The following is an 18,423-nucleotide window of genomic DNA, read 5'->3' as shown; positions in this document are numbered from 1 at the left end:
TAGATTTGATCTTTAATTTGAACGAATATCCATGGATCTTCAGGCATTTTTCGACCCCATCCCTGCAAAACTTTTACATCAGCAGTTTGGACACAATGCGTTTTATTACCACATTCATTGCCATGCCGAAACCTTCCCAGACTTGGAAGGTATCCATATAGCCCTAATTGGGATCGAAGAATACAGAGGTACCGAGGATGAGCAGCTGCTGTCTGTATCAGGAAGTACGGAAAACGTACGGAAAAGATTATACCCATTAAAAAAAGGGCAAAGTAACTACAGCATCGCTGACTTAGGCAACCTTAAAACCGGTAAAAACAGAGAAGAAACCATTTCCCTTTTGAGTGCCATTGGAGAATTTCTCTTAAAATCCCAGATTTTACCCGTCTTTATAGGAGGTAGCCACGATTTGGATATTGGCCAGTTCAAATCCTACCAACACATGAAAAAGCTGGTTAGCTTGCTGACCGTGGATGCTAAAATGGACATGGAAGACCAGGGAACAGCTCAGGAGTTGCATTCGCAGGATATTATTTTGCACGAGCCCAATTACATGTTTAATTATTGCCACCTGGCCTATCAGAGTTTTCTGACGGACCCGGAATTGGTAACTACCTTGGAAAAATTGTATTTCGACCATATCCGGCTAGGTCAATTAAGAGATAGCTTCAAAGAAACAGAACCGCTCATTCGGAATGCGGACCTGTTGAGTTTCGATATCTGTGCCATCCATTCATCAGATGCTCCCGGGGCGATAGATGCCCAGCCTTTTGGTCTGAGTGCTGAAGAGGCTTGTCAAATTTGTTGGTTTGCTGGAACAAATGAAAAATTGAGCTCTATGGGGATTTATGGATACCATTCCAATTTAGACGATTCTCGCCAAAAAACGGCTTCTGTAATTGCTACCATGATCTGGTACTTTATTGAGGGCTTTTACCAGCGGAAAGACAGCTTGTCTTTCCAAAGCAATGATTATATAAAATATACTGTTTCTTTGGATTCCAAACCTTCCATTTTGCATTTTTACAAAAGCAAATTAAGTGGGAAATGGTGGATGGAGATACCCAAAAACCAAAACGAAAAATTTAACAGGGATACCATCATTCCCTGCAGCTATCAGGACTACCAAACCGCTCAAAGGGGAGAAATCCCGGAACGATGGGTCAACTCCCAACTCAAACTCTACTGATTAATGATGGAAATTGCGGATCCTGTGGTATATTTGTAGCAAAGTGGATTCATGATTTTCCTTTCAAAAAACCAACTGGCCTTACGCAACGGGCAAGACAAGCCTGAAATCTGGATTGCTTTCTGCGGAAAGATCTACGACCTTGGAAATTCCAGGCTTTGGAAAAATGGGCGTCACTACGAGCATTGGGCGGGACAGGACCTCACAGAGGAGTTGAAAGACGCCCCCCATTCAGCGAATGTATTTGATAAATTTGAACCTATAGGCTACCTAAAATAAATGATCCTGATCGCAGACAGTGGTTCCAGCAAAACCGATTGGCGGGTAATCCAAAAAAATGGTGCCGTTTCTCAATTTAGAACAATTGGGTTTAATCCCTATTACCAAACCAAAAAGGACATGATTGCGGGACTTAATTCCCCTCCGCTGTTGGAATTGAGGGAACAGGTCAATGAGGTTCATTTTTATGGGGCAGGTTGCACTTCGCAAAGTAATCAGGAATCCGTACGGCAAGCCATCAACAGTTTGTATCCGGCGGCTAGGGTATTTGTAGACCACGACTTGTTGGCTTCGGCACGGGCAACCTGCGGGCACGAACCCGGGATCGCATGCATACTGGGGACAGGCTCCAATAGCGGCGACTACGATGGGGAAAACATTACCATGAGTCGGCCGTCTCCTGGTTACCTTTTAGGAGATGAAGGAGGGGGATCTTACATTGGTAAACATTTTTTACAGGATTTCATCTATGACGACATGCCTGCATCTATCCGGGAAGAATGCATCAAAACATATAACCTGTCCATATTTGAGATCCAGGACAACGTCTACAAAAAACCCTTCCCCAACCGGTACATGGCTGGATTTTGTACTTTCATTACCCAGCATAAATCAGATCCCTACTGTTACCGGCTGATATATGATGGTTTCAAAGACTTTTTCTACCGCCATGTGATGCGTTACGAAGGTTATCAAGAAAAGCCGGTAAATTTTGTGGGATCCATAGCCTACTACAATCACGATGTACTCAGAAAAGTAGGAGAAGACCTGCAAATACAAATAAAAACCATCATCGAAACACCAATAGCAGGCTTGACCCTATACCATCAAAAAAAAATATGAGCACTACCGAAAGCCCATCGTTTTACGATCACCTGGAAAACATGTCGGTCAACGAATTGCTGACCAATATGAATAAAGAGGATCAAACCGTTCCTCTGGCTGTACTTAAAGCCTTGCCACAACTAGAAGCCCTGATTGAAGCCATTGTGCCTCGCATGCAAAAAGGAGGGCGGTTGATTTATATTGGGGCGGGTACCAGCGGAAGATTGGGGATTTTGGATGCTTCCGAGTGTCCGCCTACCTATGGCGTTCCACATGACCTGGTCATTGGTCTTATCGCCGGTGGAGATCATGCCATCCGAAAAGCCGTAGAAAACGCCGAAGATGATCCCGATCAGGCATGGAAAGATATCCAAAAGTATGGGATTAATGAACAAGACTCAGTCATTGGCATTGCTGCCTCAGGTACCACTCCTTATGTCATTGGGGGGGTAAAAGCGGCAGGTGCTGCTGGCCTGCTAACTGGTTGTATTACTTGTAACGAAGGAAGTCCGCTTGCCAAATCCGTTTCTTTCCCGGTAGAAGTCGTGGTCGGTCCGGAGTTTGTTACCGGCAGTACCCGAATGAAGTCGGGAACAGGCCAAAAATTAGCTCTCAACATGATTTCTACCAGCGTCATGATCAAATTGGGCAAGGTGAAAGGAAACAAAATGGTGGACATGCAACTTTCCAATAAAAAATTAGTGCAGAGAGGCACCCGAATGATCATGGAAGCTACCGGGCTAAACGAACAAGAAGCAAACGAAATGCTGCATCGGTATGGCTCGGTCAGAAATGCAGTGGCGGCCTTTGAAAAAGAAACAGGGGAGGATACTGGCAGTGTAAGTTGAAATCCCCAATGGATGCCGAAGTTTGGGGAATTACCCTATCAGGGCGACCCTTTTTAATTTACCGGAAAGAAATTTCTTTGCTCTGAATTTGCCGGTCGGGGTAAGCATTACCATGTTCTACCTTAAATAAAGCGCTCATCAATTTTCTTCGCATCTGTGACAAATTCACGAAATTTCCCTTCGTCACCTAATTTGCAAATCAACAAGACGTTATCGCTATCACTGATCAAATATTCCTTTAAGCCCTGAACCACCAGCAACTTGTCTTTGGGCAACTTGATGAAGCAGTTCTCGGTGTCGTAGAGTAGTGCTTCTCCCAGCACCGTGTTTTTCTTCTCGTCTTTTTTACTTACCTCGTAAAGATTTTGCCAGGACCCTAAATCGGACCATCCGAAATCTCCCAAAACGGTGAATACTTCATCCGATTTTTCCAACACCCCATGGTCTATGGAAATATTTTTGATCAAGCTATAGGCTTTTTTCAAAAACGGTCGCTCATTTTCTGTACAAAAATACATCTCTCCTTCTTCAAAGACTTCCGCTATTTCTGGAAGATGCTTTTCAAATGATGCGATGATACTCTTATTTTTCCAAATGAACGTCCCTGAATTCCAAACAAAATCGCCACTTTCCAGAAAAGTAGTAGCAAGGGAAAGGTCTGGCTTTTCCGTAAAGGTTTTTACTTTTTTTACGGGTTTTCCTTCTTCCGGAAAATATTGGATGTATCCGTAACTCGTATCCGGACGGTTTGGCCTGATGCCCAACGTGACTAAATTTCCTGACTCCCTGGCCCCTTCCATGGCTAATTCGATGGCTTCAAAAAATGCTTTCTCATTAAAAATCAATTGGTCAGAGGGACTAATCAACACCCGGGCATTGGGGTTTAATTTTTTAATTTTATAGCTAGCCAGAGCAATTGATACGGCAGTATCCCGCCTTAAAGGCTCTACCAAAAGCTGTTCGTCTGCCAGTTCCGGAAGTTGCTCTTTTACCAGCGGCAGGTATCGAGTATTGGTAACGACGATAAACTGTCGATTATCGTAATAAGGTCTGAACCGGTCAAAGGTCATTTGCAACAACGAACGGCCGGTCCCAAGCAAATCCAAAAATTGCTTGGGTTTGTGATACCGACTGGTAGGCCAAAATTTAATGCCAATACCGCCTGCTAAAATAACAATGTACCTATCCTCTACTTCCATAATTATACAATACCTTCCTTCATTAAATCATGTATATGAATGAAGCCAATGACTTCATCACCTTTTGTCACGACCAGCTGCGTGATATTATACGACCGCATCAAACCGAGGGCTTTTACGGCATATTCCTCCTCTCCAATCGTCTTTGGAGCTTTGGACATAATACTTCCCGCAAGAATTTGGGAAAGGTCCGGATTCATTTGAAGCATTCTCCTCAAGTCCCCATCTGTAACGATACCTACCAACCTTCCCTGCTTATTCACTACAGCGGTAGCACCAAGACGTTTGCTGCTTATTTCAACAATCACTTCCTTAAGGGAAGCATCTTCCTCTACCAGCGGAAGCAGGGACTTGTCCATCAGGTCACCTACCTTCAGGTAAAGTTGTTTGCCCAAGGCTCCACCAGGATGAAACCGGGCAAAAGATTCGGCCGTAAAACCCCTGGCAGAAAGCAGGCAAACAGCCAGTGCATCCCCCATGGCCATTTGAACCGTGGTACTAGTGGTCGGTGCCAGATTATTGGGACAGGCTTCCTCCTCAATCCCGGTATACAAAACATAATCTGCCTGTTTCGCCAGGTAGCTACCCCGGTTACCTACCAGAGCTATCAGCTTATTTCCCAGCTGTTTAAGTAGCGGGACCAAGACTTTTATCTCTGGGGTATTGCCACTTTGGGATACGCATATTACAAAATCTTCTTTTTTAATCATACCTAAATCTCCATGAATTGCATCGGCGGCATGCATAAATAAAGAAGGAGTTCCTGTGGAATTGAAGGTTGCCACAATTTTATTTGATATAATAGCACTTTTTCCAATTCCGGTTACGACCACCCTACCGGAAGCCTGCAATAAATCCTGCACACAGGCCTCAAAATCATCCCCGATATAAGGGATCAGATTTAATAGCGCATCGGCCTCGTTTTGAAAGACTTTAATTGCCGTATGTTTAATATTTTTTAGTAAATTCAATTTTAGAGTTGTTAATTGTTATTTTTGTATAAAGGTAGAAAAGATTTACCTTAAACTTTAATGATTGGCACGTAGCAACTCATTAAACTATTCGTGTAGTGGATAACGCAGTAAAAGATAATCTAAAAAAGATATTTGGTTTCAATCAATTTAGAGGAAACCAACAACTCATCGTTGAAAATATACTTAAGGGAAATAATACGTTTGTAATCATGCCGACGGGGGCAGGGAAATCCCTCTGTTACCAACTGCCCGCTGTTTCCAAAGACGGCACCGCAATCGTCATTTCACCCTTAATTGCATTGATGAAAAACCAGGTGGATCAACTCAACACCTTCGGTATTAATGCACACTTTCTTAATTCGACCTTAAGTAAATCTGAATCTAACCGGGTAAAACGTGAAGTTTCTGCGGGGATTACCAAACTACTCTATGTGGCACCGGAGTCCCTTACTAAGGAAGAAAACGTGCAATTCCTAAAAAACGCCTCCATCAGTTTTGTGGCTATTGATGAGGCACATTGCATTTCAGAATGGGGTCATGATTTCAGACCAGAATACCGAAAAATTAAATCCATTATTTCTCAAATAGGAGATAATTTACCGGTCATTGCCCTGACAGCAACTGCTACACCTAAAGTTCAGCAAGATATACAGCGCAATCTTCAAATGGAAGAGGCAGATCTTTTTAAATCTTCCTTCAACCGGACCAATCTGTATTATGAAGTTCGGCCAAAAATAAAAAACGAGGCTAAGAAAGAAATCATTAAATACATCAAATCCCAAAAAGGAAAATCGGGGATTATCTATTGCCTGAGCAGAAAAAAAGTAACCGAAATTGCCGAGTTATTACAGGTAAACGGGATCAAAGCTGCCCCCTACCATGCCGGTCTGGATGGACACGTGAGAGTAAAAAACCAAGATGATTTTCTGAACGAAGAAGTGGATGTCATTGTCGCAACCATTGCTTTTGGTATGGGCATTGATAAACCCGATGTCCGATACGTGATCCACTACGATGTACCTAAATCCCTGGAAGGCTATTACCAGGAAACCGGCAGAGCCGGCAGGGATGGGCTGGAAGGACATTGCCTCATGTTCTACCGCTATGAGGACATCATGAAATTGGAGAAATTCAATAAGGACAAACCCGTCAACGAGCGCGAAAATGCGAAAGTATTGCTGCAGGAAATGGCAGCCTATGCCGAAAGTTCGGTTTGCAGAAGGCGATTTCTGCTCCATTATTTCGGCGAAACCCTGGATAAAGATTGTGGGTTTTGCGACAATTGTAAAAAAACAAAAGAAACCTTCGACGGCCAGGAAGACATAGTTACCGCTATTAAAGCGGTAAAAGAAACCAATCAGCGGTTTAGCATGGATCATATTGTTAGCCTTATTCGAGGTGAAAGCGATGAGTACATTAAGAGCTACGATCACGATAAGCTTTCTACGTTTGGAGTCGGCAAGGATAAGGATGAAACCCACTGGAAGACAGTAATTCGTCAGGCAATGATTTTCGGTTTGCTTGAAAAAGATATCGAAAATTATGGCATTATTTTGCTTTCCGAAAAAAGTGATGCCTTTTTAAAAGCGCCCTACCCTGTCAAACTGAGTAAGAACCATAATTTCGAAGAAATGGCCGAGACTGTATCTGCTGAAGAGATGAACAGTGTGGGGAAAGCCTATGATGAGAAGCTTTTTGAACTTTTGAAAGCAGAACGGAAAAAAGTCGCAAAAGTCAAAAATCTACCTCCGTATGTAGTTTTTCAGGATCCCTCGCTTGAAGAAATGGCAACGGTCTATCCAACCAGCAAGGAAGAACTTGCACAGATCAATGGCGTTGGGATGGGTAAAGTCACTAAATTCGGGGCCAGTTTTCTAAGGCTGATCGAAAATTACGTGGAGGAAAACGAAATCATTACCGCTTCGGATGTGGTAGTAAAAACATCCGGTACCCGCTCCAAGGTGAAAATTACGATCATTCAACAAATCGACAGAAAAATAGATTTGGATGAGATCGCCTCTAATTTAAATATTAGCATGAGTGAATTGCTTCACGAGATTGAGCAAATCATCTACAGCGGCACCAAATTGAATATCAATTATTACATACAAAATATCATGGATGACGAGAGAGAAGAAGCACTCCATGATTATTTTATGACGGCAGAATCTGATAAAATTCGGGAAGCCATGGCAGAATTGGAAGAAGAAGACTTCTCAGAAGAGGAAGTAAGGGTATACCGAATCAAATTCATCTCAGATCACGCCAATTAACAGATACATACATGAACATATTGCTTTTAGGAAGCGGTGGCAGAGAACACGCCTTTGCCTGGAAAATAAATAAAAGTGCACATTGTAAAAAATTATGGGTTGCCCCGGGAAATGCGGGCACGCAAGCTCTTGGACAAAATATTCCCATAGCGGTGAATGACTTTCCTGCGATAAGCAATTTTTGTCAGGAACAGGCGGTACATTTATTGGTTGTGGGCCCGGAGGAGCCTTTGGTAAACGGTTTGCGCGACTTTTTAGCGGCCGATCCAAAAACAGCTGGCATCCCCGTCGTTGGTCCGGGAAAAGCAGGAGCACAATTGGAAGGAAGTAAGGATTTTTCCAAGGAATTTATGAAGGAGAACGGTATTCCTACCGCTTCATACGCCACTTTTACGGAAGAAAGCCTGCAGGAGGGAATCAACTACCTGAAAACTCAAAACCTCCCCATAGTACTTAAAGCCGATGGATTGGCCGCTGGAAAAGGGGTATTGATATGTCCCAGCCTTTCAGAGGCGGAGGCCAACTTAAAGGAGATGCTTGTGGGGCATAAGTTCGGAGAAGCGTCTTCCAAAGTAGTGGTGGAAACCTTTCTGGAAGGAATTGAGCTTTCTGTGTTCGTAGCTACAGATGGCGATAATTATAAAATTCTTCCAGAAGCCAAAGATTATAAGCGCATAGGAGAAAAAGATACCGGCCCCAATACCGGTGGTATGGGTGCCATAAGCCCGGTTCCTTTTGCCGATGCCGATTTTATGAAAAAGGTGGAAGAGAAAGTCGTCCAACCCACCATTAAAGGCCTAAGAAGAGCTGGTATTGATTTCAGAGGATTTCTGTTTATTGGATTAATGAATATGAAAGGCGAGCCCTACGTCATCGAATACAATGTACGCATGGGTGATCCCGAGACGCAGGCAGTTCTTCCGAGAATAGAAAGTGATTTCGTGGAATTACTGCAGGCCATTGCCGAAAAAAGACTAAATCAGTATACGCTTCAGACCGCTTCCACCAAAACAGCTACCGTCGTTATGGTGGCTGGGGGATATCCAGGGGTCTACGAAAAGGGCAAAATCATTTCCGGATTGGAAAAACAAGCGCTTAACCAAACCATTACTTTCCACGCCGGAACGAAACCCACACCCTCCGGAGAAGTGGCTACTAATGGTGGAAGGGTATTGGGAATAACTGGAATCGGTGAAACCACGGAAGAAGCCATTGAAAGTGCTTACGAGAGGGTAAACCAAATTAGTTGGGAAATGGTCAATTTCCGGAAGGATATCGGACAGGACATTCTGGAACTCGGAAATTGAATTGACTCCCTATTTTCACGAGGAGGAAACTCCCTATAAATAGATAGAATTATGTCAGGATGCACCAATTGCAGTACCGATGCAAACGCCGTTGGCGGATGCCAGAATAACGGAAGCTGCGGTACAGAGGATTGCAATAAAATGAATACGTTCGACTGGCTTTCTCATATGGGAATACCGGAAGTAGATAAATTCGATGTTGTTGAAATTAAATTTAAAGGGGGAAGAAAGGACTATTTTAGAAATACCAACCTTTTGCAACTAACGACCGGAGACCCTGTGGTGGTGGACGTACCGAATGGACATCATATCGGTTACGTATCCCTTCAGGGTGAGTTGGTGCGCCTTCAGATGCAAAAAAGGAAGGTGAAAAATGACGACGCCATCACGGGTATCTACCGGGTGGCTACCCAGAAGGACCTGGAAAAATGGCAGGAAGCTAAAAATAGGGAAATACCAACCATTTACAGGAGCAAGCAAATTATCGATGAAATCAAGCTTGCCATGAAACTTTCCGATGTGGAATATCAGGCGGATAATTCCAAAGCTACTTTTTATTATTCTGCCGATGATCGGGTTGATTTCCGGGAATTGATAAAACTTTTGGCTTCCGAGTTTAAAATCAGGGTAGAGATGAGGCAGATAAGCCTTAGACAGGAGGCTGGGAGATTGGGAGGAATAGGTGTTTGCGGCAGGGAGCTATGTTGTTCTACCTGGATCCATGATTTTAAAAGCGTGACGACCTCTGCTGCCCGGTACCAAAACCTTTCGCTAAATCCCAGCAAGCTATCCGGGCAATGTGGCCGTTTAAAGTGCTGCCTTAATTTTGAGCTGGACAGCTATTTGATGGCATTGAAAGATATTCCCAAAATTGAAAAACCCTTGCTTACTGAAGCTGGATCTGCCAAGCTCCAAAAAACAGATATCTTCAGAAGGTTAATGTGGTTTAGCTATAACGATGACAATAATTGGCATTCCATAGACTGTGACCGTGTTCAGGCTATTGTTAACCAAAATGAAAAGGGGATTACACCGTTTAGCCTGAAATTAGATAAGGCATTTGAAGGGGATTACGATCAAAATAAAACCAACGAAGATCTGGAATTATTAGACAAGAAATTTTCCCAAACCAAACGTAAAAAGAAACGAAAACCGAAAAACCGAAAACCCAACCCAAATGCCGCGCAACAATCGGATGCAGAGGGAGGAAGTGCTTCACCCAATAAGCCCCGTCGAAATAATCGGAATCAAAAACGTGGTAATAGAAGCCAGAATTCATCGGAAAATTCTCCGCAGTCCCAGGGAAAACCAGAAAGTCCTGATTCGAAAGTAAACGGAAATGGATCGCGTAATAAAAAAAGGAAACCAAATCCTAACCGAAACAGGGGCGGGCAAAACAAACCCAACAAAGGGTCCACTGATGATAATTAAAGAGAAAAGAGGAGCCCTTTTGATGTTGCTTTGGGTCCTATCGGTCTCAGTTGCCTGCAATCGGGACCGGCTATACGAGTCGTTTCAGGATATTAGCTCGCAGCGTTGGATTGTTACGGATACCCTTTCTTTTACGGTGGATTCCTTGGAAATAACTGCTCCTGTCACCACATCTGTAGGAATACGCTACAACGACAACTATGAGTACCATAATCTCTACATCAGGTACCTGCTCAAAGATAGCCTTCAAACGGTTTTAATCGATTCACTCTTAAATATCGGCCTCTTTGATTCAAAAACGGGAATACCGCTAGGAAAAGGGTTTGGAAACAGAAGAACCGTATACGACACCCTTCCTGGAAACCAAATACCCTTCGGATCAAGCATTCATTTAATCCAATATATGAGAAAAGATTCCCTTAGGGGAATTGAATCAGTCGGAATAAAAATAACGGGTAGTAAGTTGCAAAATTGATTCCTGCTTTCTGGGAAACACCAAGATTCTACTTCTGTCAGGCTTGGGTAATTCACGGATCACCCAGATTTTTCATCGCTGGAAAAACTCCCCTGCGAAATTTTGGTTTGCAGTAAATCCTCCTTGTCTAACCAGTACTGACGGCTAAAAAGAAACACAATGTTCCAATTCCTGGAAGTCAACAACTGAGGATGGTATACGAAGGCTTCCTTAGCAGATTTTGAAGAAAAGAAGCGCTGATCATCCGTGAGGATCGCTGCTACAGCTTTCTTGCCTTCCCTCACTTCGAGATCCATCACCCGAACGTATGGGTTTTCTCCCACATCGTGATTACCATAGGTACCCATGAGCCGGTCTTTCAATGACCAACTGCGGTTATACCCAGCCACATTTAGCGTAGTTTCCGGCATTTCTCCCTCCTGTATGGAACCGGCATAAGAAATGTATTCCCGGAGCAGTCGAATTCCCGGGTTTTGTAATTGGCGTTCCTTAAAGTATCCGGTTCGCAGACTGGTAATCAGGATATTTTCCTTTCTTGCTCTTGTAATAGCAACATTGAGCCTGTTTTCTCCTCCTTTTCGGGACAACAGCCCGAAATTCGCCGTAAATTTTCCTTCGGAATTTTTCGCATAGCCTGTCGAAAAAACCACCCTATCAAATTCATCTCCCTGTACATTCTCTATGTTTTTGACACGTATCCGAGAAGCTTCTGAGAGATTCGGATCCTCTTCCATCAAGCCAATAATTAACAGCATCTGATAGTAATTGAATGTAATAATGCCAATGCTTTCAGAAGGGAATTTGGCTCTCAAAATATGTACCTGATTCAGCACTTCCTCTGCCTCTGCCCGGTTGGTCTGATTCTCCCAAACTCCGTCGACTTCGATCAGTTGAATGCCCTTATGTCCACTATTTAAAACCTTCCTGTCAGGCAACATGTAGAGTTTTTCTTCATAAAAATGCTGATTGGAAAAATGAATCAAGGGTAAGGTCGCACTTCGGTAATGGGTACTTAAATGAAACGTGGGAAAAAACTTGGAGGCCATGTCCAGTAGCGCATCAATTTCGAGTTCCATACTTTCCTCCTCCTCTGATTGATATCGGGTCTGGTATAGGTCATAAGGCTGGAGCTGATGCCGATCGCCAGCTACTACGACCTGCTTGCCTCGCAGCATCATGGGAAGCCCCCGTTCGAAATAACACTGGCTAGCCTCGTCAAAAATAACCAAATCAAACTCCTGATCCAGAGGAAAAAGAGCGGAAGCAGTTTCCGGAGAAGCCAGCCAACAGGGCACTAGTCGGAAAATTTCGTCCCGATAGTAAGAAATCAATTTTTTTACGGACCAAATCTGCCTTTTCTTCCCCACCTGATGAGCCAGTTCCCTATAGGTAATAAGGTTATTCAGGCGATTGTATTCCAGATGCTGGCAAACCCCTTCCCTCAAACGTAATTCGACGATAAACCGTGCTGTTTTTAGCTTTTCTTCTACCGAATGCTCAAAATCCGTGATATAGCTCTTAATTTGAGGCCCATTTATTTCCTTTAGTACAGGGTATTTCGCTTCCAGATGTCCTACCCAACTTACTTTGAGACTAGAAAGAAAGAGCGTTTTTAGCTCGCCAAATTCAGCATGGGGGTACTCATCCATGATTTTCTCGGCGACTTTTTTCCCTTCTTCTTCCATTTGTTTTCTCAACCGGTCAAATCGTATCAGCTCATCTACATCTTTGGCTAGGCCTTCCCTGACTTCATTGAGTTTTTCCTCATCTGGTGAACTTAATAAATGCTTGATCTGGATTTCGCTAAGGTACTTTCTCCAGGTTCCGAAATGTGCCTCCACCCAATCGTTGATTACCGTTACTCCTTCTAAAAGGCTTTGAAAATGAGAATAAGAAAACTGTGGCTTAAAAAAGTAAGAGGCCAACACCCCTAACTCCTTCATGATAAAACGGGCGTTCATCGCTTTCACCAAAACGGTAGCCATTTGGTTAAAAGAATGGATGGAAAAAGGTTTTTCCGGAAGCTTTATCCACGACTTTTGCGCCAACAAGGTGTATTGATGATTCAGGTTCATCCGGTTCTCCAGTTTGTGAATCAAAATCCGGATATCCTTCTTATCCCGTTTCAAGTCGTTTTTTTCGAGTAAAGAAAGTACCTCTTTGTATTTTTTTCCATCCAGACTCACCGCCATCCTCCCGTACCAGGATTCTACTTGTTTGCTTGCCTGGACTGCCTTATTAAGCACAGCTTCTACCTCATCATCTCCGATTCCCCATTCTACTCCCTCTTCTGAAAGTAACTTGCGTACCATCTCTACCTTATTCTCCAACCATAGCCTGTCCAGTTCGGCCGGATCATTGCTCATAAAGGTTTTAAATTTTTCAAAAATTTCCGGGCTGTTGATGGTATTCATCAAGGATTCTATCTTTTCTTTTTGTTGAAAAGATTGATAAATCAGACCATACTCAAACGTATCAGCGAGCATGGAATCCAGATCTTTCTTCGCCGTTTGTTTTACGGAGGAAAGTTCCTGAAAGGTCCCGGAAACTCCCCGCAGTGCCTCGGGGCCCATTTCAGCGAAATCAACCCGATGCAACCAGAAAGAAGAAGCGACTTGAAATTTTCGGTAATAGTACTGGTACTGTTCGAAATCACTCAAAAATGCATCCTGCTCATCCAGTTTGAATGCCCTGTAAAACTGAGTCAAATCTATACCTTCCTTGCCGTAATCAGAGGTCAGGTAAAGCTCTTTAACCGGAGCTCCACAATCTTTCAGGTCAAAAAGGGCCTGTTTGTATTCGTCAAAAAAATCGGAATATTTCTCGATATTCCGACACATTTGGCTAAACGTTCGTTCCAGTTGAATGGCGTCCAGTGACCGGTTTAAGGTTTGGTAATTTTCTAGTGAGCTAATCTGATGCGCAATTTTTTTATAAAGTTCTTTCCGATCTCCGCGGTAATCATGGATCAAAGCGGTAAAATTAGCCATGCCCTGGGATGCCAGCCTTTCGTACACGACATCTAAAGCCGCTCTTTTTTGGGATACTACCAGTACCTTTTTCCCGCGAGAGGTAAAGTCAGCAACCAGATTACAGATAAGTTGTGATTTCCCGGTACCCGGAGGGCCCTGTACCACACAGGAATTTCCGGATTTTACATGCTTGATCACTTCTTCCTGGCTGGCATCCATAGGAAAGGTGGTGTACAGGTTGTTCTCCTGGGCTTGACTCAGGGAAGTTTCCTGATTTCCGAATTTATCGGAAAATAATTCCTCCAAATTATTTTGGCTGACGCTTCCCATCAATTGCTCATAATCGTCCATCAAAAAAGAACTTTTTTGGGAGAATTGTCCCAAGACGGCATAGGGTTGAAGGCGAAGAATTCCCGTGTCAAACGTTTCGTCAAAAAATTCCCGGTTTTGGTCGGGAAAAAACTCCAATTTATCCTGATAGATTTCGCGATTGAAGTTTAATTCTACCTGATTTTTAAGGTAATGATAGAGATCCGTTCGGAAACCCATGGGGTCCTTACTAAAATCTTCCATGGAAAGCTCCAGCCATTCCTTGTCAAAAGGCTGTCCAAGAGCCTGGCTGTATGCCAATAGAAAAGAAGGGTTTAGGAAAGGTAATTCTCCTACACTTTTTTTCAAATACCAGGTTTTATCTTCCAGAACCAGATCCACAGGAAAAAATATCAATGGGCAGCGGATCAATTGCTCATTCCCCAATTTTCCTTCCACAAAAGGCCACCCAACGAACAAACTTTTTTCCCCTGTTTCTTCGACTGCAAAGCGAACCTGATGTTGCAGACGTTTCAACCGAAGCGAAAGCTGATTAACGTTCTTATCTCTTGAGTCCAATACCTGAATCAACGGTATGCTCCGCTTCCTGCCAAGCAATTCAGTGATATAAAAAAAAGAAGGATGATTATTCAAAAAATGAAAATCTTTCAAGTCAATCATCTGATACTGGATGATTTTAGGAAGAAAAATAGACCGGTTATTCGAAGAGAGATCAACCAAGCGGTTCAGGTATACCTTAAAAACATCCTTGAGCATCTGCTTTTATTTGAAGGGTGAGTCCTTTTCTTTTGCCATGTGATTGTACACCACCTGATCCATGATTCCAGGTACCCATTTGTTCAAAAATGAAGCCAGTTTCCCCTGCCTGGTCAGGACCAAATCTCTTTTTCCTTTGATCAGCGCCTTCAATATGGCCTCAGCAACCTGATCTGCAGTCATCATTTTTTCTTCATCCCTCGGAGATTCCTCCTGGGGACTTCCATCTGCGGTCAGGGCGTTATTCCGGATGTTGGATGCGGTGAATCCTGGACAAACTACCAGCACGTGTACGCCAAGCTTCATAACTTCTGTTCGAAGGGCTTCCAGAAACCCGTTCATCGCAAATTTACTGGCGGTATAGGCAGTTCTGGCAGGAGTTCCCCGAAACCCATTAATGGACGAAACTCCGATAATGGCACCTTTATTCTTTATGATTTCTTCCATACAGTATTTAGTGGCATAAACAGTTCCCCAAAAATTGATGTCCATCACCTGGTGAAAAACCTTTAAGTCCAAATCCCGGAAAAGTGCCCGCATACTTATCCCTGCATTGTTGATCAATATATCTATTTTTCCATAATGCCGGATAACATCATGGGCCATTTTTTCGTTATGCTCGGCCTTGGCTGCATCACAAACTTCACCTCCACACTCAACCCCTTCTTTTTGAAGCAGAAGCAATGTTTCATCTAATTTAACTCTGCTTCTACCGGTAATCCAAATTTTAGCTCCTGCTTTACCAAAAATGAGGGCACAGGCTTGACCAATTCCGGAGGTAGCTCCAGTGACAACAACCACTTTATTCTTTATTTCCATACTTTTTTTTTACCAAGATAGGAAATTGAAGTGTTTTTTCGGGACTTTAAACAGCTATTGAAAATCAAAACTTTTATCGGGACCTCCAAAAATGCGATAATGATAGAGATATGGACTGCGTTGATCAGCATCCTCCTACTCAAAGTCATGAAGGCAGCAGCAAAACTCGGGTGGCACCTGTCCAATCTGGTCACTTTTATAAGACTCAATATTTTTATTAAAGTCGAACTGCAAAAATGGATTGATAGCCCATTTATGGAACCCGACAAACCACCACAAAAGAAAGTACAGGGGGATCTGTTTTCTTAAACTACTTAAGTGATTCCTAATTGGCAGATAAATGATAAATCAAAAATTAATTAGGACAGCATTGAAATTTTTCAATTTTTTTCTGAGAATTGCAGAACTGTTGCATTTATTATTTGAACATGGCAAATATTACTAAAAACTTTTACAACTAATTTTTTTTGTTAAATTAGATCGATTATCTATTTAAAAGTCAAAAATCTAATCCGAAGTCTATGTTCATCGGAGGGGAGGGAACTATGTATTCTCCTGTTCTGAATTTCTAAAAAGGAAGGTAAGATTTTTTTGAATCGAAATTATGAAAATTCGAGAAAAAAATTTGAGTTAGGTGTGGATAATGCTTTTGAAAAGGGATTTTGAATTTTGGAAATTCATTTCGAGAATGAGTAGTTAGAGTAAGTTTTTTAAAAACTTGTTATATTCTGGGTTAGTGTACAATATTTCAACTCATAAGGCCTTTTTAAATAAGATATAATTGGAATTAATAATATTAGGATAAAAGGGAGATGTATGAGTTTTTGATTTTTAGTAGCTCATTCATACGTCACTGTTTAGCCTATGCTATTAATTATGCCAAATTCTAATTATTGTAAAACTAATTTTCTATTCATGAATAAGTTTGCATTGGGAATCCATACTGTAAATGTCGCGTATACTGCTGGAAATTTGAATTCATATCATCGACAAATTAGAGAAGGAATAGTTCCATTACTTAACATTCTATTACGTCACCCGAGCTGGTGTTTTAATCTTCAGATTTCGGGATACTCCATTGAGTTTATTGCGAATAACTATCCGGGTGTTTTAGAAATAATTAAAATCCTAATAAATAAAGAACAAATTGAACTTATTTCTTGCACATTTTCTCCTCAAATATGGATAGCTTATCCAAAATATGATTTAATTAAATCCATTAAATTAAATCGAGAAATATTAGAATCTTATGGTCTCAAACCAAGTAGAATCTTTTTTTCTCATGAAAATTTTTCAGGTGAAGGATTGAGTATGCTTAAAGAATGGTTCGATGTAGCTATAGTTAAAGATGATTATTACTATTATTTATATGATAAACCAGACAATCTATCAAGCTTACCTCCTTATTTTAACTTAAATGAAATGAAGTTAATGGTAGGTTGGGGGCATATTTTAGAAGGTATGGCAGACAAACTTTATTCAAAAAAAAATCTAAATGCTCATGAAGAAATCCTTTTACGAAAGAATAAGCAATTCTTGAAACAAGGATACCAAAATCAAAAGAATGAAGGAAAATTAAATGGCTTAATATGTAATTATAAAGACATTGAATGGAAATGGTATCATGTAGGGTCTAGTGAAAGGTTTGGAAAAGCTCATATGAGGCCCTAATTAGCGGCAGAATGTGTATTTGATCCTTCCTGGCATTTTTATGCCGAAAAATATTTGATTGAAATTGAATCTCAAGGATATACAATTAGCGGGATTCAAGCCTTCTTAAAATCTTTAGAGGGAAAATATAATTTGATCTCACCTTCCAAAAAGCTTTTAGATGGTTCTTGGAATATGGAAAGAAGTAAAGGAGGGTACATATGGTCTGGTTTTAATAGTCAACCTCATGAAGATGACATGAGAATTAGAAATCAAACTTGGAAAAGTAGGTCTAGGTTAATAGGGCTAGAGTCCCTTTTGAATGTTTTTCCAAAGGAAATTTCTCAAAGGCCCGATGTATTGGAAAGATTGAGTAGAGCATGGAAAGCCCAATTATTGGCTGAAATTTCAGATTCCACTGGCTGGTATCCTACTCCCCATGAGGTACAATATAGCCTTATTAAGGCTGATGAAGTATTTGAAGATGTAGCGCATATAGTTTATTTATTGAAATTAGCCTCCTCTTTAGATAGCTTTTTAATTGATACCTATAGTGGAGAGTTATTTGATACTTATGAAGATTCTTTGGAAGATTTAGTTAAGATTGAGAAGTCTGATTGCTGGATTGATTTAATTAGGATATTTGGAAGTGAAGGAGATCTGATTCTTTTTCAAATTGGTGATGATATGCAACGAATTATTGCTGATTTTATTCCAAATGATGATTGCTGTGGTTTAGAAATCGATTTTAATATAGAATATTTATTATATTGTCCTGCGTTAATGGAGAACGAATGTATAAATATTGATTTAGTAGATGTTAAGCCTGAAGCCGTTTATTTGCCTTTGCCAAATGGTTTGATATGTATTAATGAAAATACATTTTTAATAAAACATAATGAATTTTTAAATATTTCAGCATGTGTTGATAAAAAGGCTAAGAAATTAATGTTTAAAATTACAAATCCACATTCATATGGAATTCATTGGGAATTAACTATTTTTAAAGGAGAATTGAAATTAGCTATTGATTTAGCAAATAGAATTAATGTTTCTCCCATAGTTTATTTGGTATAGTATTTTTTCTATTGAATTA

General features: G+C 41.4%; 15 protein-coding genes. 11 read left to right on the top strand and 4 right to left on the bottom strand.

The window, feature by feature from the left end; translation table 11 throughout:
- Positions 1–31: 31 nt before the first annotated feature.
- The 4 genes from GKS34_RS21640 to murQ are packed head-to-tail and all read left to right on the top strand — an operon-like array spanning position 32 to position 3,141.
- Positions 32–1,189, top strand: coding sequence for a formimidoylglutamase (locus GKS34_RS21640; RefSeq protein ID WP_163387083.1), 1,158 nt, complete (start codon positions 32–34; stop codon positions 1,187–1,189).
- 51 nt (positions 1,190–1,240) lie between these two features.
- Complete coding sequence (locus GKS34_RS21635) at positions 1,241–1,468, top strand: cytochrome b5 domain-containing protein (protein ID WP_163387082.1); 228 nt, start codon at positions 1,241–1,243, stop codon at positions 1,466–1,468.
- Positions 1,469–2,311: an N-acetylglucosamine kinase gene (locus GKS34_RS21630; protein ID WP_163387081.1), complete on the top strand. Its 843-nt coding sequence runs from the start codon at positions 1,469–1,471 to the stop codon at positions 2,309–2,311.
- Positions 2,308–3,141, top strand: coding sequence for an N-acetylmuramic acid 6-phosphate etherase (gene murQ / locus GKS34_RS21625; RefSeq protein ID WP_163387080.1), 834 nt, complete (start codon positions 2,308–2,310; stop codon positions 3,139–3,141). Before GKS34_RS21630 ends, murQ begins: the two co-directional genes overlap by 4 nt.
- A gap of 122 nt (positions 3,142–3,263) precedes the next feature.
- On the opposite strand, the gene GKS34_RS21620 is transcribed toward murQ, so the two are convergent.
- Together GKS34_RS21620 and GKS34_RS21615 are read right to left on the bottom strand one after the other, a co-directional pair.
- Entirely contained in the window at positions 3,264–4,340 is a 1,077-nt protein-coding gene (locus GKS34_RS21620) for a mannose-1-phosphate guanylyltransferase (RefSeq protein WP_163387079.1), read from the bottom strand.
- 2 nt (positions 4,341–4,342) lie between these two features.
- On the bottom strand, positions 4,343–5,311 hold the full coding sequence (locus tag GKS34_RS21615) for a KpsF/GutQ family sugar-phosphate isomerase (RefSeq protein ID WP_163387078.1): 969 nt from the start codon (positions 5,309–5,311) through the stop codon (positions 4,343–4,345).
- A gap of 98 nt (positions 5,312–5,409) precedes the next feature.
- Between GKS34_RS21615 and recQ the strand changes: the two genes are divergently transcribed.
- Genes recQ through GKS34_RS21595 form a run of 4 tightly spaced genes read left to right on the top strand, consistent with a single transcriptional unit; the run spans position 5,410 to position 10,800 of the window.
- Positions 5,410–7,587: a DNA helicase RecQ gene (recQ, locus tag GKS34_RS21610; RefSeq protein WP_163387077.1), complete on the top strand. Its 2,178-nt coding sequence runs from the start codon at positions 5,410–5,412 to the stop codon at positions 7,585–7,587.
- Positions 7,588–7,598: 11 nt separating this feature from the next.
- A complete protein-coding gene (gene purD, locus GKS34_RS21605) occupies positions 7,599–8,894 on the top strand; it encodes a phosphoribosylamine--glycine ligase (RefSeq protein ID WP_163387076.1) in 1,296 nt (431 codons plus the stop codon).
- Positions 8,895–8,945: 51 nt separating this feature from the next.
- Positions 8,946–10,325 carry a PSP1 domain-containing protein gene (locus GKS34_RS21600; RefSeq protein WP_205602131.1) on the top strand — a complete coding sequence of 460 codons (1,380 nt, stop codon included), beginning with the start codon at positions 8,946–8,948 and terminating at the stop codon, positions 10,323–10,325.
- Complete coding sequence (locus GKS34_RS21595; protein ID WP_163387075.1) at positions 10,315–10,800, top strand: gliding motility lipoprotein GldH; 486 nt, start codon at positions 10,315–10,317, stop codon at positions 10,798–10,800. The genes GKS34_RS21600 and GKS34_RS21595 overlap by 11 nt, the downstream gene beginning before the upstream one ends.
- Positions 10,801–10,859: 59 nt before the next feature.
- On the opposite strand, the gene GKS34_RS21590 is transcribed toward GKS34_RS21595, so the two are convergent.
- Together GKS34_RS21590 and GKS34_RS21585 are read right to left on the bottom strand one after the other, a co-directional pair.
- The gene (locus tag GKS34_RS21590; protein WP_163387074.1) at positions 10,860–14,858 is read right to left on the bottom strand and encodes an AAA domain-containing protein; all 3,999 of its coding nucleotides are present in this window, start codon (positions 14,856–14,858) and stop codon (positions 10,860–10,862) included.
- A gap of 6 nt (positions 14,859–14,864) precedes the next feature.
- Positions 14,865–15,677: an SDR family oxidoreductase gene (locus tag GKS34_RS21585; RefSeq protein ID WP_163387073.1), complete on the bottom strand. Its 813-nt coding sequence runs from the start codon at positions 15,675–15,677 to the stop codon at positions 14,865–14,867.
- A gap of 99 nt (positions 15,678–15,776) precedes the next feature.
- On the opposite strand from GKS34_RS21585, the gene GKS34_RS21580 reads away from it, so the two are divergent.
- The 3 genes from GKS34_RS21580 to GKS34_RS21570 all read left to right on the top strand — a co-directional run bounded on the left by GKS34_RS21580 (position 15,777) and on the right by GKS34_RS21570 (position 18,404).
- Complete coding sequence (locus GKS34_RS21580; RefSeq protein WP_240459412.1) at positions 15,777–15,986, top strand: hypothetical protein; 210 nt, start codon at positions 15,777–15,779, stop codon at positions 15,984–15,986.
- A gap of 606 nt (positions 15,987–16,592) precedes the next feature.
- Positions 16,593–17,348, top strand: a complete 756-nt coding sequence (locus GKS34_RS21575; protein ID WP_163387072.1) for a polysaccharide deacetylase family protein — start codon at positions 16,593–16,595, stop codon at positions 17,346–17,348.
- A gap of 54 nt (positions 17,349–17,402) precedes the next feature.
- Entirely contained in the window at positions 17,403–18,404 is a 1,002-nt protein-coding gene (locus tag GKS34_RS21570) for a hypothetical protein (RefSeq protein ID WP_163387071.1), read from the top strand.
- Positions 18,405–18,423 lie beyond the last annotated feature (19 nt).

It is taken from the genome of Cyclobacterium jeungdonense (assembly GCF_010994275.1).
GTDB lineage: Bacteria > Bacteroidota > Bacteroidia > Cytophagales > Cyclobacteriaceae > Cyclobacterium > Cyclobacterium jeungdonense.
This window is presented reverse-complemented; position numbering and strand designations above follow the sequence as displayed.